This is a genomic window from Paenibacillus nasutitermitis, assembly GCF_014641075.1.
In the GTDB taxonomy this organism is placed as follows: Bacteria; Bacillota; Bacilli; order Paenibacillales; family Paenibacillaceae; genus Paenibacillus_Z; species Paenibacillus_Z nasutitermitis.
Genome location: NZ_BMHP01000010.1, coordinates 53,619 through 71,609, shown reverse-complemented (window position 1 = coordinate 71,609; position 17,991 = coordinate 53,619). Strand labels below are relative to the sequence as shown.

Here is a 17,991-nt window from a genome sequence, read left to right as displayed (position 1 = left end):
CCTCCTATCTCGCCTGGGCAGGAGATCCTGCGGCGATGCGGCTCGTATCTTCCGCAATTTCTCCTTGTTCCATCTTGATCAGCTTGTCCGCCCCGTGAAAATACCGGTCGTCATGGGTGATGGCGATGACACATTTGCCTTTGGACTTGAATTCGGGCAGCAGCTCCGCGTAGAAAAATTGCCTGAACTCCGGATCCTGATCGGCCGCCCACTCGTCGAACAGACAGACCGGCTTGTCCTCCAAATAGTTGATCAGCAGCGCCAGCCGCTTGCGCTGACCCGTCGACAACTTCGTCGTGCTGAACGTCCCGTCCTGAATGGTCAGCTTCTCGTCGATGCGCAGCAGCTTCATATAGGTCCGGATCTCATCCTTTTTGGAGGCGGAATCGATGCCGTACAGCTTCCCGAACAAATAATAATCACTGAAAATCGCGGAGTAGAGCTCGCCCAGCTCCTCCTGGCCGACGGCTCTGCCGTTGATCCGGATTTCGCCTTTGTCGCAGGCGTACAATCCCGTCATCAGCTTCGCCAGCGTCGACTTGCCGCTTCCGTTGCCGCCGGTTACAAAGGCGATCTCGCCGGAACGGAAGACGCAGTCGATCGGGCCGACACGGAACGACTCGCCGCTGTCGCCGCGGTATTCGTATTCCACGCCATCAAGTTCGATTTCAAATCCATCGCCGGCGACGTCAGGCCCGGTTTCCGCCGCCCGTCCGCCGTCCTCCGGCTCTGTGAGCTGCCGGATGAACGTTTTGATCCGCTTCCAGCTGATCTGCATTTGCACGGCCTGCGGGATCGCGTTCAGAATGCTGTTGACCGGTCCGGTCATATAGAGAAAGACGAGCACGTAGTTTCGCAAAATATCGCTTCGGACGCTCTCGAACAGCAGCGGGAACAGAAACGCTACCGCCCCGATCACGAGCGTAAACAGCAGTTCCCCGATAATGAACACGTTGGCGAATTTCAAGCCGCCGCGGATACGTTTCGTTCTGTATTCTCCGATCGTCCCTTCCATATCCGCCCGGAACTCGTCCCGCTTCGCCCGGCCCAGGCTGAGCTCCTTATACCCGCCGATGAGATCGTTGATAAAGCGGAAGAACGTGTTTTGAATCGTTCTCGTCTGCTCCCACAGCTTATTGGCCGAACGGCCGGCCGCGTAGTAGAGTCCCGCCGCGGCGAGCATGACGGCGATGGAAATAAGCAGTCCGTACACATTCAGCACGCCTAGGTAAACGAGGCAGCAAATGAGCGTAATCGAATCCGTCAATCCGGTGATCAGAATAGCGGCATGGTTGCTGATCGCTTCCGTGTCGTTGTTGAGCGTCGTTTGGATCTTCTCATTTTCCATCCGTTCGATTTTTTCATAGGGCGTGTTCAAAATATTGTCCAGCAGCTCGACCCTTTTCTCGTAAATGATCGTGTTCGTCAGCGCGATGAGCCGGGTGCGCACGAATTTTTGGCCGAGCACGTAGACGGCGATGCCAAGCGCAAAATAGAGGAACAATTCACCGCCCGACTGCTCCCCGTCCATCCGGTTCAGCGCCTCGTTGACGATGAAGATGATCATGGCGTTGCCGAAGCCGCTCGCAATGCTCATGACGATGAGCGAGAAAAAGTTTCGGTCCCGATGCTCCGGAAACACCGAAGCGAACGACAGGTACAGGCCGAACAGGACGACGGCGGACAGCGCCGCCAGCGCCGCCACGGGCAGGCTTGCGGGTGCCCATACTCGGACGAACTCCCAGCTCAGTCCCGAGAACAGCACGTCCGGAATCCGATACAGTCCGTACGCCGCCGCCAACGCAAATACAAGCGAAAGGGCGGGTATGCCGAGCCGACGTTTCGCGTTCTTCTCCACCCTTCTGTTTCCGCGGATCAGCTGCAGGATAGACCGGATCATGAAAAACAGCACGACGCCGATAAACGGAACCGTCAGCAGAATGACGGCGAACGCGAAGCCGTCGATGCTTTTATACGTATCCCGCGCGTTCTTCTCGGGGCTCTTCCCTTGCAAAATATCGATAACGCCCTGGCCGATGGCGCGCGTATATTCCGAGTCCAGATTCGCCAGAACAGCGACACCGAGCCCCTCCTGCGGACGGAAAACGATGAAGGAGGAGAAGGTCGGATTGCTTCCGTCATGGGAAATTTCCCCGCTCCCGCGCTGATAGACCTCCCAGCCGCCCGCATACGAACCGCCATCGCCGGCCGGCGCAACGGAACGGTCCGGCTCGAGCGTTTGCCGGAGAGCCTCCGCCATCGCCGCGTCCGGCGCGGCGGCGTTTTCCATCTGAATGTTCAGCCACCGCTCCATATCGTTCGCGTTCGAAATGAAATAACCGGCCGGCTTGTTGCCGCGGTACATCGGAGCGTCGTAAGGCATTGTTCGCAGAAAGCCGATTTTGTACCCTTGGGCCATCCCGTTCGCTGTGGCTTCCGCTCGATCCAAGTAGGTCTCGTCAAGCTCCAGCGGCTGCAGAATACGGGTGTGGATATAGTCCTCGAAGCTCATCTTCGACGCTTCCTGGATGATCAGGCCCAAAATATCGTAGTTGATCGTCGCATATTCGAACCGCTCGCCCGGATAGGACGCCAGCGGACGATTCAGCAGCGTTCTTACCGTCCGCTCCAGCGCGCCGTCATCGTCCGCCGCCGGAATGTCCTTGATCGTCTCGAACGGAATGCCGCTCGTATGATGCAGCAGCTGCTCAAGCGTAATGTCGACATCTCCGTCGACGGACCGTCCTCTGTATTCGCCCTTGTACTTCATTTTGAACCAGGGCAGATAATCGCTCACCGTCTTGCTTAAATCGAGCGCGCCCTCTTCGGCAAGCCGGTAAACCGCCAGTGCCGTGAACGCCTTGCTGTTGGAGCCGATCTCGAACGGCGTCCGCTGCGTCACCGGCGTCTTCGATTTCAGATCGGCATAGCCGAAGCTCTTCTTGTACGCCGGCTGTGCGCCGTTCACGACGACGACCGACAGGCCCGGAATTTTGCCCTCTTTCTTCAGCTTTCCGATCCAGGAATCCAGCTGCTTCTCATACCCGTCCGGCAAATCGGCGGCCGCGCCCGAATCCGCGGCGGCGGCAAGAGGATTCACAGCCGCCGTCAGAACGAGCAGCACAACGGCAAGCAGGATAGCGGCGGCATTTCGTGTCCGTGTCATCTTCGCCATGTTCCACTCCAATCCGCGAATCGCTTCGGCCCGCGATTCAGTCGTCAAATAGTTGGTCAAGCTCGTCGTCCGACAGGCTCGTCGTCTCAAAGTCGGCGGCCGTAAATTCGCTCCTGTCCCTGCCGCAGCAATGCTCAATCACCGCTCCGAGCCGGTCCCTGTAATCGCGGGCGAACCGACCGGCCGTCTCCCGCCTGAATTTGCTCAGGCTGTAAGTGACCGACAAGCGCAGCCTGCCGCCAATCGTGAAGGCCACGATGTCCAGCAGGCAAGGCAATTCATTGCATCCCCCGCTTTCGCGCCCGGTATATTCTTCCGCATAGCCGAACATGCCTCCCGTAAAGGAAGCTTCAAAGTCGCCCAAATAATTGAACCGCACGCGCTTGCCGGAATCGCCGTCCAATTCGCCGGTTACATGCCTGAGCACGCCGTAGCAAAGCCCGTTATTCGGAATTCGCCGCAGCTGATCCTTCAGTCCCTTGATTTGCGCGGACAGACCGGCTTCGGGTACCGCCAGCCGAACTGGAAACAGGCTCGTGAACCAGCCGACGGTGCGCGATACGTCGAGCCCCTCGATGATTTCCTCGCGACCGTGCCGCTCGAGCTCCAAGTGGACGTCGCCGCTCCCCGCAAACTCCCGGACCGTAAGCGCCAGCGCGATCAGCATCAGCTCGTCGGCCCTCGTCCTGTAGGCGTCGTCCGCCTTGGCCGCGAGCCGCTGCGTCTCGTCCTCCGTCAGCACAAGCTCTACCGTCTCGCACTGATTCATTGCGTCCGGACCGCGATCGTAATCGTTCCAAGATGAAGGGGTCGCTCCATCCAGCACGTCCTCCCAGTAGGCTTTGCTGCGGATCGCCCGCGCCCGACCGAATCGTTCCAGCCCGGCGGCCCAAGCCTGCATGGAAGCCGTCTTCGCAGGCAGCGTCTCTTGCGCGAGCGAACGCAATCGTTCCGCCTCGACATATTCGCTAGACTTGTCCGATCCGATAGAGGCATGAAAGCGATGAAAGCTCTTCCCGCCGGACAAGCCCGCATCCCTCGAACCGTCAGACCCTTCAGTCCCGGCTGCGCTCTCGGCGGACGCGCGGTCCTGCGTCAGCCGCTCATAAGCCTGGCTTATGTCTTCGAAAATAATCCGCCACGAGATTCCGTCGACGGCCAGATGATGGGCGGCCAGCAGCAGCCGCGTTTCCCCGTCTCCCAGCCGGAACAGACAAGCCTTGATCATGATGCCGCCGGCCGGATCGAAGCTTGCTTTCAGCTTCTCGCCGATCGCGGCCATTCGCTTGCGTCCTTCGGCGGCGGACAGGTCCGACAGATCGGCGACCCTGATCCTGTTCGGAACGAAGAACGGCGCTTCGTTGTAATAGAGCTCGCCCCCGCCGGCGCCGACATTGATGCGGAAGGCGTCGTGACGGCGCACAACGGCGTCGAAAGCCGCCTCCAATACGGTGAACGCCGGCTCTCCGCGCATACTCAGCAGCACAGACTGCGTGTAATGCTTCATGTCTGGCAATCGCTGTGCAAGCAGCCAGGATGCCGCCGGAATCGTTCCGACGGGACCTTCGGACGGGGCTTCGTAACCGCCGTCTGCTTCCCCCGAAGATTCCATATATAACGCCATATCCGCAAGTCTCGGATACGCCAGCATGTCCTTCACTTTGATCCGGTATCCTTCACCGGCCAGCCTCGAGGCGATTTGAATCGCTTTGATCGAATCTCCGCCGAGATGGTAGAAATTGTCGCTGGGGCTTATCCCGGCGGCGTTCAGCAGCTCCTCCACGATCGGGATCAACGCCCGTTCCGCCGCGGTTGAAACGGTCTCCCGTTCGGCCGGGTCCAGCTCCGCCGCCTCGGGATCGGGCAGCGCCGCTTTATCGATCTTGCCGTTGATCGTCAGCGGAATGGCGCTTAATGCGACGAAGCGGGCCGGAATCATATAGTCCGGAACGCGGTCCCTTACATATTGCGACAATTCGGCCTCGGTCAGCCCGGCGACACCGGTATAATAAGCGCATAAATAGCGGCCGCCGCTCCGGCTGACGCGGTCCGTCACCACCGCCTCCCGGATTCCGGCACGGCCGAGCAGGACCGATTCGATTTCGCCAGGCTCGATTCGGTATCCGCGGATTTTCAGCTGTCTGTCGGCTCTTCCGGCATATTCGACGACATCGCCTTCCGTAAATCTCGCAAGATCGCCCGTCCTGTACATCCGCGCGCCGGCGTTGAACGGATCGGCCATAAACCGTTCCTCCGTCAGCTCCGGTCGGTTCAAATAGCCCCGCGCGACGCCGTCTCCGGAAATGTACAGCTCCCCGGTTTCGCCGTCCGGCACCGGATTCATGTCGGGATCGAGCACATAGATGCTCGTATTGGCCGCCGGCACACCGATGGGCACAGATCCGCCGGTATCTTTCGCGGGATCGAAACGGTGGATCATGCAGCCAACGACCGTCTCCGTGGGACCGTATTCGTTAAAGATGCGAATACGGCCGCCGAAGCGCTCCGCGACGGCCGCCGCGAGATTCGCTTTCAAATCCTCGCCCCCGACGATGAAGGCGCGAACCGAGCCGCAGCCGCAGTCGGCATCCAGAAGCAGCGAAAGATGCGCGGGCGTCAGCTTGACGACGGTGGCGATTCCGTCCCGCAGGATTCGGTGCAGCACGAATTCGCTTGCGCCCTCGGGATAAACGGCGATCTGCCCGCCGCCGATGAGCGGCGTGAAGATCGAGGTGACCGTCAGATCGAAGGAGAGCGGCGAGTAGAGCGGGAACACGTCCGCAGCTTCGGCCTCCGTATAGGCACGGCGCGCCCAGCAGATGTAGTTGACCAGCCCGCGCTGCTCGATCATGGCGCCTTTCGGCGCGCCGGTTGAGCCAGACGTGTAGATGATATAGGCAAGATCGGACGGCCCGCTTCGCTCTCCCGGATCGGACGGATCGCCCGAATATCCGCTCTCTGCTGTCAATGAAACGATCCCGCCCGGGAGCGGCGTTCCGTCCGGCCGCTCGCCCTCCGGCACGTTCGTCAGAATCAGACCGGCTTCTGCATCCTGCAGCATGTAACGGATTCGGTCCGCCGGCAGCCCCGGATCAAGCGGCAAATAAGCGCCTCCCGCCTTCAATACGGCGAGAATGCCGACGACCGACTCGATCGAATGCCGGGCGAGCAGCCCGACGACCGTTCCGCGCCGGACGCCTTTTCCGATCAGTACATGCGCCAGCCGGTTCGCTCTTTCATTCAAGGTCCGGTAGCTCAGCGTCTCCTCGCCCATGCGGATTGCGATACGATCCGGCGTCCCGGCCGCCTGCTCCGCGAACAGCCGGTGAATCGTCTTCTCCCGCGGATAATCTGCGGCGGACTGGTTGAAATCGCGGATCCGCCGGTTCCAATCCGCTTCGGGAAGCAGGCCGAGCTCCTTGACCGGACGCCCGGGTTGCCGGATCATCTGCTCCGCCAAATGGAGCAGCCCGCGGTAGATCCGCTCGATCCGCTCTTCCGTATAATCGCGCACTTTATAATCCATATCGAGCCGGAGCTCTCCCGATCCGGACCATTCTCTTATGATAAGCTGATAGGAATAGAGCTGGTTTCCGCTATAAAATTCCTCGTTCAGGACCGGCGCGCCGGCAAGCTCGTCCATCATCCGCGTGTTGTAGTAGTTCACGGACGTGTCGAACAGGCTTCCGTACCCTTTTTTGTTCAACTCCAGGTCCCGCACGAGAAGATCGAACGGATACCGCTGATGGTAGTAGCATAACGTCAGCTCCTGGCCCAACTCCAAGATCAGCTGGTCGACAGCCAAATTGGAATCGATCCGGAAACGGAACGGCATCGTGCTCGTAAACATCCCGACGGTGTTTTTTTCTTTTCGGCCCGCCCGGTTGAACAGCGGCAGGCCGATGACGATATCGTCCCGCCGCGACGTTATATATAGATAGATGAAATGCATGGCGACGAAGAACGTATACGGCGACACGGACCGCTCTTCGGCGAACCGCTTGATACGCCCGGCAAGACCGCTTTCGATCCGGAACGTCCGCCGCCTTCCCTCGCCGCTCTCCATGCCGGACTTGCCGGCAGGTTCCGGCAGCAAAGCGAATTTATCGTTCCAGAACGATTTGTTTTTCATAAAGCGGGCGGACGCCAGGTATGAGCGCTCCTGATCGATATAGTCGAGATAGGAGTGCCCGTCCCGGATTTCCGGGACGTCTCCTCGGGACAGCTGCGAATACGCGTCGAAAATTTGCCCGGTCAGCAAATTCATCGACCAGCCGTCGGCGGCGATATGATGAACCTTGGCGAAATAGCCGCTGTCGCCGCCCGGCAATTTGAACAAGGCGAAACGATACAGCCTGTTGTCGCAGAGCGGCATCGGCGCCGCCGCTTCCCGCCGCACCCAGTCGGCGAAACGCTCCTCCCCGTCCGGAAAATCGCCGAAATCGAACATTTCAACCGGAAAATCCTCATCTTCGCCGATATATTGCCTGACCTCGCGCTCCGATTCGGCCAGACGGAGCCGGATGCCTTCGTTCGCCCGCACGAACAGGCGGATCGCCTCTTCCAGCAGATGTAAATCGGTCTCCCCCTGAATGCGCACGGTGCCGCCGATATTGTGCATCGGCTGACCGGGATTGATTTTCTCCATATACCAGATTCGTTTCTGGGGATGGGTAAGCGGATACGTTTCCGTACGATTTCGAACGTCTTTCATGCGCTGCACCTCCGTTGCTACAAAAAATTCGCTGCCCGGCAGTGCGCGATCATTTTGCTCGCCTGCCGCTCGTCCAGCACGCTCCATATAAATCCCGTCCGGGCCAGCAGCTCGTTTGTCTTGTCGCTCGCCGGATGAAAAAGCGTATGCCCGGACGGATCGTCAAGATTGTCCCGATCTTCTCCGATGCTGTGCAGCTGAATCGTGTACAAATCGGTTTCGTGTCCGGAATTTCCGTCATCGTCATACACCGCATCGAGAAACGGCTCCAGCGGCAATTCGACGACGCCGAGCCCGAGATCCGGCAAAGTGAGCAGCTCGGACATGCTGACGGCATGTGGATTGCAAATATGAAACGTCTCCCCTTGCAGCGCCTCCCGGTCGAACAAGCTGACGATCGCCCGGCTGACATCGTCCACGCACGAGAAATCCGTATCCCGCTCCATTTCCGGAACGAAACCGATCGCCGCGTAGGCCCGGATCAAGGAATAAATCGCATTCTGCTCGATATTCGTCTGGAATTTGCCGTTGACGGAGTCGAAGACGATATTGCCGACGCGGTAAATCGACGCTTCGAGACCTTGCTTCCGCGCTTCGAACAGCAGCTTCTCCGCCTCGAACTTCGTCGCCGCGTAAGCCCCCGCCATCGTCTGTCCGGCGTCGCCGTCGTATTCCGTGAACAGGATGTCCCGCTTATCCGGGACCGTACCGGACGCAACCGCCATCGTTGAGATATGATGGAACGCTTTTTTGCCGCCGGCAAACGCAAAGCCGATCAACTGTTTCGTTGCCGTAATATTAGCCTCGCAGGAATCATCGTATTTGCCGTAATGGCTTACATTTGCCGCCGAATGCAGCACGCAATCGATGCGATCGGCAAGCCTGTCGTACTCGCCTTGCTCCAACCCGAGACCGCTCTTCGTCAGATCGCCGCGGTAAACGAACAGCCTCCGCTTCCAGTTGCCGTAAAAGTCTGGACCGAAATAATGGCGAAGCTTCTCCAGCAGCCGGTTCCCGGCTTCTTCCCGGCTTCCGCCCCTGACGATCAGATGAATGTCGGCCTCGGTGCGGGTCAGCAGCTCGCGCAGCAGATAGATGCCAAGATAACCCGTACTTCCGGTCAATAGAATATCGCGATACGTCCTCCTTCGGCTGAGATCGGCGGTATCATAGGCGCGGTTACGCTCCTCATACAGACGGCGCATAGGCGCAAGCTCGACGATAGAGTCCGCGCTTGTGCGGTACCGCTCCTGCCGCGCCAGCAAGTACCGCTTCATTGCCGCCTTTTCAATCAATCCGCTGACCGTGCGGCTTTGGATTTCCCGCGCCAGATCGGACGCACGCGGATGCTCGAACAGCTGCCCGAGCGAGATCCTCAGCTCGCCCTGCAGCCGGGCGACGACGCCCACAGCCGACAGCGAATTGCCGCCCAGCTCGAAAAAATCGTCATGGACGCCGACGTTGTTCACGCCGGTCACTTCACTAAATGCCGCAGTGATAAGACGCTCCTTGTCCGCTAGGGAAACCGCCCCTTTTTCGGCAGATATATCGCCGCCGGCGGCCGCTTCATGACGGCCGTCCATGTCGGGCCGTTCGCCCCGCTCTTCATGGCCGCCGCGGGAGCGGATACTATAATAGCTGCGGTCGAACGGGTAGGTGGGAAGCGGGATGCTCAGCCGGCGTTCGCCGGCGTAGTATCGCATCCAATTGACATCGACGCCGTGGACGTGCAGCTTCCCGAGCGCGCGGAGCAGCAGCTCGTCGTCCCCCTCGCGCGCATTCGCGGATCCCGCCACGTTCACGATCACGTTCCGCTTTGTGGCATTTTCATCAAGCTGCTGCCTGACGAACGAGCCGAGCGCTCTGCCGGGACCGACCTCGACGAAGACGCTGTCCGCATCCGCCAGCAGGCGGCCGATTCCTTCGAAAAATTGGACCGTTCCGCGCAAATGGTTGACCCAGTAGGCGGGATCAGCCGCCTCGGATGCCGAAATCCAGGTTCCCGTCACATTGGAGATATACGGAATGTTCGGCACGTTCAGGGAAACGCTCTCGACCGCCGCCTTGAACGGCTCTATAACCGGGTCCATCATCGCGGAATGAAAGGCATGGGACGTCTGCAGCCGTTTATAACGGATTTCCTCGCGCTCTAGGACGGCTTCCAATGCCTCAAGCTCCCCGAAAGGGCCCGAGACGACGCAGAGCGCTGGGCCGTTCGACACAGCGACGGACAGGCCAGGCGTCAGCAGCGGCCCGACCTTCTCCGCTGACGCCATCACGCTCGTCATGCCGCCTGCCGGAAGCTTCTGCATCAGCTCGGCGCGCGCCGACACCAGTGCCAGCGCGTCCTCCAGCGTCAGTACGCCGGATAGGCAGGCGGCGGCATATTCGCCCAGGCTGTGGCCGATCATGCCGTCCGGTCGGACGCCCCAGCTCATGAGCAGCTCCGCCAGCGCATATTCGAATATAAAAATTGCAGGCTGAGTATAAGAAGTCTGATGAATCCTCCCGCTCATTCCTGCCTCTTTGTCCGCTGGATATAAAACGTCCTTCCAGTCGCATGCACTCGTTTCCGACAGAATGCGGCAGCACCGGTCGACGGCTTCGCGGAACGCCGCCTCTTCCCGGTAGAGCGCCTCGCCCATGCCTGCGTACTGTGCCCCTTGACCCGGGAACATGAAGATAACCGGCCTGTCGGCGTCATCCGCGACCGCCGTGAGCACGTTTGAAGAATCCGGCGAGGAGAGCGCTGCCTTCGCTTCCTCCACACCGCAGGCGGTCAGCACTCTGCGGTACTTGAACTGCTTCCTTCCGGTCAGCAGCGTATACGCAACATCGGGCAAACGAACGTCCGGATTGCGGTCCAAATAACCGGCAAGCCGCTTCGTCTGATCGTCAAGCGATTTCATCGATTGCGCGGAGAGCGCCAGTAGCTGCGCCTCCCGGCCGCGGTCCGGCGCCGGCTGCTCCGGCGCCTCTTCCAGCACTACATGGGCGTTCGTGCCGCCGATGCCGAATGAGCTGACCCCGGCGCGCAGCGGAAATTCCGGCACGTCCCAATCTTTCAGAGCGGTATTGACATAGAACGGGCTGTTAGCAAAATCGATTTTGCCGTTCGGTTTGCTGAAGTTGATGCTCGGCGGGATTTGCCGCTGCCGCAGCGCGAGCGCCGTCTTGATCAAGCCGGCGATGCCCGCCGCGTTGTCGAGATGGCCAATGTTCCCCTTCACGGCGCCGACGCCGCAATAGCCCCGTCTGCCTCCACTGCTGCCGAACGCCAGCTTCAGCCCTTCGAGTTCGATCGGATCGCCAAGGACGGTCCCGGTCCCGTGCGCCTCCACATACGTGACGCTATCTGGCTCGACCTCGGCCATTGCCTGGGCGGACTTGATGACCTCCGCCTGGCCGGCCACGCTCGGCGCGGTGAAGCCGACCTTGTCGCGCCCGTCGTTGTTGACCGCAGAGCCCTTGATGACGGCATAGATGTAATCGCCGCTCTCTACGGCGTCCTGCAGCCGCTTCAGAACGACGACGCCCACTCCGCTGCCGTTCACCGTTCCCCGGGCATCGGCGTCGAACGGTCTGCAGTGACCGTCCGGCGACATTATCATTCCTTCCTGATAACGGTAGCCCTTCACTTCCGGCAGCGTCACGGTCACCCCGCCGGCCAGCGCCGTATCGCAATCGCCGGCAAGCAGCCCCTGGCAGGCGAGATGAACGGCGACGAGCGAGGAGGAGCATGCCGTCTGCACCGTATAGCCCGGACCTTTCAGATCGAGCTGATGCGACAATCGCGTACCGAAAAATTGCGAGCCGGCGAGCAGGTTCGCCTCTCTCAGAAAATCCGGCGCCCGCTCGAACACGTCGTTCATCCAGTACAGGCTCGTCGACGCCCCGATATAGACTCCGGTCAGTCCTCTCCCCCGCTCCCCCATGCAGCCGGCATCCTCCAGCGCTTCCCAGGCGCATTCGTGGAGCACCTTGAGCTGGGGGTCCATTACCTCCGCCTCCCGGGGCGTATACGCGAACAGCTGCGTATCGAACCATTCCGAGCCTCGGATGATTCCGCCGGCTTTGACATAATCCGAGCCGCGGATCGTCTCCGCGCCGATGCCTGCGGCAAGCAGCTCGTCGTCCGAGAAGAAGGAGATCGCTTCCGTACCGTTCTTCAGCAGCTCCCAGAAGCTGCTTACGTCGTCCGCGCCCGGAACCCGGCATGCCATGCCGACGATTGCGATTTCAAGACCGGTCGCCTTGTAATCTCTCATGACCTCCCTCCTTCCTGTCTCCGCTTGCTCCGCTGCTGCAGCCTGCTCTTTGCATCCTCCCGGATCCGGCCGCGATCCGGTCCGTTTTCTTCCCGTTCGCCCGCATCCGACATCGATCCGAGCCGCCGGGCCAGCGCATGCACGGTGGAATAACGGAACATGTCGACGACGGGAATGTCGGCTTGAAGCCGCCGCTTCAGCAGCTCGTTCGCCTGCACGATCGACAGTGAATTGCCGCCGAGCTCGAAGAAATGATCGTGACGTCCGACCCGCTCCCTCCCGAGTACCTCCTGCCAAATCTCCGTAATCGCACGTTCGAGATCGGTAGCCGGCTCCTCGTAAATGGTCCCGGGAACCATATAGTCGTCGTCTTCCCGCGTCTGAAGCGCCTTAAGGTCGACTTTGCCGTTGACTGTCATGGGCAGCCGGTCCAGTCTGACGAAACGCTCGGGAATCATGTAGCCGGACAGCTCCGCGGCCAAATATTCCCTCAAATCCGTGACGGTAACTCCCTCATCGGCAACGACGTATGCGCACAGATAATGCTCGCCGCCCGGCTTCGTCTTGACCGCAACGGCTGCATCCTTGACGCCGCCGCAATGCAGCAGCGTATGGCCGATTTCACCCAGCTCGATGCGGATGCCGTTGATTTTGACCTGGTGGTCGGCCCTGCCCAAATATTCGATGCCGCCGTCCGGGAGCTGCCTCGCCAGGTCTCCCGACTTGTACATCGTCTCCCCTTCGGCGAACGGGTCGGGAAGAAAACATTCCCCGGTCAATTCCGGCAGCTTCAAGTAGCCTCTGCCGACGCCCGCCCCGGATATATAAAGCTCGCCGGTCACGCCCCGGGGAACCGGCCGCAGCTTGCGGTCCAGAATATAGAGCCTGTAGCCCGGCAAAGGACGGCCGATCCGAGTTCCCTCGTCGGTCTCGCCGCCGCCGCACCGGTGAAGGCTCGAATAGACCGTCGCTTCCGTCGGTCCGTACAGGTTCACGATCTCGTCGGCGATGCCGGCACCGCGAAGCCGGTGAAGCAGCTTGCGGGTGAATGGTTCTCCCGCAAGCAGCATATACCGCAGCCGAACATTCGGTCCGGCGTCGCGCCGGTTGTCGAGCAGCAGCGTCATATGGCCCGGAACCGCGCCCAGCACGTTGACGCCGCTGTCCTCCATGAAGCTCCACAGCCGCTCGGGATCGGCGGCCGTTTCACGATCCGGAATAACGAGACATCCGCCTGATACGAGCGGCAGCAGCATTTGCTGCACCGATACGTCGAACGTAAACTTCGCCAGCAGCAAATGGCGGCAGTCGCGATCGAAATGGAGCCGTTCCATCATGCCCATAAGCAGGTTCGTCACGCTGCGGTGCTCGATCATGGCGCCCTTTGGTTGGCCTGTCGTCCCGGATGTATACATCACATAAGCCAAATCCCCGGGCAAGCTGGCATTGTTCCATTCGTCGCCTTCCCTGATGCTTGACGCCGCTTCCTCGTCCAGGATGACCGTGTCCCTTCCGAGCTCAAGCGTCCTTGCCAAATGGCGCTGCGCCGCGACCAGCGAGCAGCCGCTGTCCTCCAGCATATAGCGGATGCGCTTCGCCGGAGCGTCTGGATCGAGCGGCAAATAAGCGCCTCCGGCCATAAGCACGCCGAGCACGGCGACGATTCTGTCCGTGGACGGGTCGGAGGCGATACCGATAATGTCGCCCCGCCGCACGCCCCTTTCCCGCAGAACCCGGGCCAACCGGCACGCTTTCGCTTCGAGCTCGGCATAGGTCGTCTCCCCGTATTTGTCGACGACCGCCACCTCTGCCGGCGTTGCCTTCGCCTGCCGCACGAACAGCTCCTGTACCGTCGTATGATAGTCGTATTCCGCCCGCTGTCCGGTCAGGTCCGCGATCACCCGCTCCTCCTCCGGCTCGGACATGATGCGAATATCCTGCAGTTTTACGCTGCGGCTTCGGACGATACCCTCCAGAATTTCCATGAAATGACGGGCTAGATTCGTTATCGTATCTTCCGCAAACAGATCCGTCCGGTATTTGAACCGGAAATCGACGGCGTTCTCCTTCTCCAATGCGCGGATCGACAGGTCGATCTGCGTGGCGCGATCCTCCCGCGGGTATTCCCGAAAAACAAGCTCGCCCGTATCCATGGACGCCCGCTCGCCGCTCTCCTGCGAGAAGATCACGTCGAACATCGGATTCCGCCCCAAATGGCGGGCAAAGCCAAGCCTCTCCACCAGCTCCTCTAACGGATACTGCTCGTTCTCAAACGCCCCCAACGTATTTTCCTTCACTTCGCCGAGAAAAGCGCTGAACGTCTTGTCTCCTGCCGGAAAGTTGCGCATGACGACGGTGTTCACGAACATGCCGACGGCGCGCTCCAGCCCGGGAAAGCCTCTTCCCGACGTCGGCGATCCGATCACAATATCCTCCTGATCCGTATATTTGTACAAGAGGACGTTAACCGCGGCCAGCAGCAGCATATAAAGGGTTGCGCCGCATTCCGCCGCCGCCGCTCTCAAGCCTGCCGTCAGCCTGCCGTCAGCCGAGACGGTGACGCCGGCGCCGTCGAACCTCATGACTGGCCGCCGCGGATAATCCGTATTCAGCCGCAGCTCGGGAACGCCGTCCCTGAACAGCTCCAGCCAATATGACTCCTGCCGCTTCCACTGTTCCGCCTTGCTCCATCCCGCCTGCCACGCCGAATAATCCTTATATTGCAGTTCGGGCACAGGCAGCGGTCGTCCAGCGTACAGCTCGGAAAACTCCTGCATGACGATATCCATCGACGCGCCGTCGAACACGATATGGTGAATGTCGGTCATCAGCAGATGCCGGTTGTCGCCGAGCTTCAACAGCTTCACCCGGACAAGCGGCCCTTCCTCCAGGTCGAAAGGCTTGATGAATTCGTCGACCGCGCTGCGGACGCGGGACTCCTCCGCTTCGGAGAGCTCGACCTTCACCTCGCCTGCGAGCCGGATCGTCTGCACCAGTTTGCCGTTCTTGAAGGCGAAGGAGGTTCGCAGTGTTTCATGCCGCTCGATCAAACGCTCGATCGTCGCCTTCAGCTTTGGCAGATCGATGCGCCCTTCCAGCATGTTGAGCGAGGTCAAGTTGTAAGCGGTCGAATGCCGGTCCAACTGCCACAGGATAAAGAGCCGTTTCTGCTGCGAAGGAACGGGGTAAGCGTCGGCCTCCTCGGCGGTCCCGATTGCCGGAACCTGCCGCTGCCGGAGCCCGACTGCATATTCGGCAAGCTCGCGAATGGTGGGATGCCGGAACAGATCGCTTATTTGCAGGCCCACTCCCGTCTCCCGGTTCATCTTCAGCACGATGGAAGCGGCTTTGAGCGAATGGCCACCCAGCTCGAAGAAATCGTCATGAACACCGACCCGCTCCACGCCCAGCACGTCTTCCCAGAACTCGGCGAGCAGCCGCTCCGTCCCGTTTTCCGGCGCGGCATACGGCGAGCTGGAGGCGGTGGCCGGATCAGGCGCAGGCAGCGCCTTGCGGTCGATTTTGCCGTTATTGTTGAGCGGCAGCTTGTTCAGCCGCATGAAGTAGGCGGGAACCATGAATTCGGGCAGTTTCCGCGCCATATAACTACGCAGCTCCGGAACTTCTGCATCCGCATGCGAAACGAAGTAGGCGCATATCGCATCTCCCCCCGCCGCATCCGTCATCGCCACTGCGACCGCTTCTTCGATATCGCGATGCTTCAACAGGCAGCTCTCGATCTCCCCGAGCTCGACGCGGAAGCCTCTCACCTTCGTCTGAAAATCTTTGCGGCCAAGAAATTCGAGCGTGCCGTCCTCGGTCCACCTTGCGAGGTCGCCGGTTTTATACATTTCCCGCCCCTCGCGGTTCGGATTGTCCACGAACTTCTCGCTGGTCAACTCCGGCGCATTGTAATAGCCGTACGACAGCCCGTCTCCGCCGATGCACAATTCGCCGGCCACGCCGATCGGCAGCAGCTTCAGCTCATCGTCGACGATATCGATCTCGACGTTGGGCAGCGGCTTGCCGATGGGAACGATATCGAGTTCGGCCGTGTTCAGCCGGTTGATCCGGAAGCTGGAAGCGATATCCGTACATTCGGTAGGTCCGTAGGTATTGATGACGTCGCTTCCGCATTGCGGGGACAGCAGCCACGGCTTAAGCTTTTTCATATTGATCGACTCGCCGCCGAGTATGACCTGCTTAAGCGGGCTCAACTTGCGGTAGCCGTTCTTCTCGTTGTAATCGATGAGCGGATAGAGGGCGCTCGGCGAGCAGTTGATGACATCGATCCGCTCGCGTTCGATCACGTCGGACATTTCGTCGTAGTCATACATGCCCGCGGTGAAGAGATGCAGCTGTCCGCCCACCAGCAGCGGAGCGAACACGTTTTTGTGCGCCGTATCGAAGCTGACCGGAGCGATCAGCATCAAACGGACAGATTCGTTCAAATTCGCTTCCCGGATAAACCAGGTGATCAGGTTGATGAACGAGCGCCGCTTCACCATCACCCCTTTGGGCACGCCCGTCGTCCCTGATGTATAGAGCACATAAACGACGCCCTCCGGATCGTACGTCAGGCCCGGATTTTCCGCCGACTCGGGCGCGCCGCCTTCCAGAAGCGAACGGATCCGGATCGTCGACAGCGCCGGATCGGAAATTTTATGCTCCAGCCCCTCGTCCGTCAAAATAAGCGTCGCCTTCGAATTGCCGAGCAGTGTTCGAATCCGCTCCTCCGGCAAATTCGGATCGATCGGCAAGTACGCTCCGCCGGTCTTCATAATGCCGAGCATGCCGACGGGCATATCCAGCGACCGTTCCACCATGATGCCGACGACGCTGCCTTCTCCGATTCCTTGCGCGATCAGCGCATGCGCAACCCGGTTCGCCCTCGCGTTCAGCTCCGCGTAGGTGAGGCGCAGGTCCCGGTAGACGACGGCCGGCCGCTCGGGCGTTTTCGCAACCTGGTCCTCGAACCAGTCGATCACCGTCCGCTCCTTCGGGTATGGAGCTGCCGTATCGTTGAACACCGCGAGCAGCCTTTGTTTCTGCTCGTCCGGAATGCCAACCTCGGACAGCCGCACGTCAGGATAATTCAGAACCGTTTCGAGAAAATGAATCAAATAAGCGGCAACTCCGTGCAGGAAGCTTTCTGCGAACGCTTCCACATGGTACGAAATAGAGCATCGTATGCATGCGTCTTCCAAGTTGAACCGAAACGTCGTATCGGCTGCCGACCGCAAGGCGAAGATGTCGTTCTGAATATTGTCCAGCAGGACGAACGTGCGCGGACGAGGCGGCTCGCCGGTCTCCCATCGATACAATTTTCCGTAGTCGATATTCCGGTGCTTATCCGCATCCGCGACCGTTTGCTTCACGTCCAGCAAATGCTCCTTGAATGTCATCCGCCCTTCCGGCTCGCTGTGCAGGATCAGATAGCGGTCTTGCCAGGAAGGACCGGATTTCGCCTTGAACGCCGGCGTTCCGACCGCCGCATCTTTGCGCCCCGTGTAAACGGACAGCAAATATTGGATGCCGCTCAGCACAATGATATATACGCCATGCTCCGAACCGCCGGCCATCGCGACAATTTTGCGGGAAACGTCGTTCGGCAGCTTGAAGGAATAGTCGGTCTGCCGCGATTTGCCCGGCCGGACCATCCTGTGATCGTCGGCGAAGCTGCTCATCGTCAAATCGGGCGGCAGCTTGCCGAGCCAATAGTTTTCTTCTTCCGTACGTTTACCGGTACCTTGAGCATGACTCGTCTTGGCGGAAACGTTATGAATGGACATAAATACCTCCTATTCGGCACAAAAAGTGGAGTGGAACGCTTG

4 protein-coding genes are annotated in these 17,991 nt (G+C 60.0%); all 4 read right to left on the bottom strand.

Annotation, left to right across the window (positions count from 1 at the left end; all coding sequences use genetic code 11):
- Positions 1–4: 4 nt before the first annotated feature.
- From IEY46_RS32965 to IEY46_RS32950, 4 genes are read right to left on the bottom strand one after another with little or no spacing between them, the layout of a single operon-like run.
- Positions 5–3,235, bottom strand: a complete 3,231-nt coding sequence (locus IEY46_RS32965; protein WP_229750710.1) for a cyclic peptide export ABC transporter — start codon at positions 3,233–3,235, stop codon at positions 5–7.
- Entirely contained in the window at positions 3,213–7,889 is a 4,677-nt protein-coding gene (locus IEY46_RS32960; protein ID WP_229750709.1) for a non-ribosomal peptide synthetase, read from the bottom strand. Before IEY46_RS32960 ends, IEY46_RS32965 begins: the two co-directional genes overlap by 23 nt.
- Before the next feature lie 17 nt (positions 7,890–7,906).
- On the bottom strand, positions 7,907–12,157 hold the full coding sequence (locus IEY46_RS32955) for a type I polyketide synthase (protein WP_188999690.1): 4,251 nt from the start codon (positions 12,155–12,157) through the stop codon (positions 7,907–7,909).
- Complete coding sequence (locus IEY46_RS32950) at positions 12,154–17,949, bottom strand: non-ribosomal peptide synthetase (protein WP_188999687.1); 5,796 nt, start codon at positions 17,947–17,949, stop codon at positions 12,154–12,156. The genes IEY46_RS32955 and IEY46_RS32950 overlap by 4 nt, the downstream gene beginning before the upstream one ends.
- Positions 17,950–17,991 lie beyond the last annotated feature (42 nt).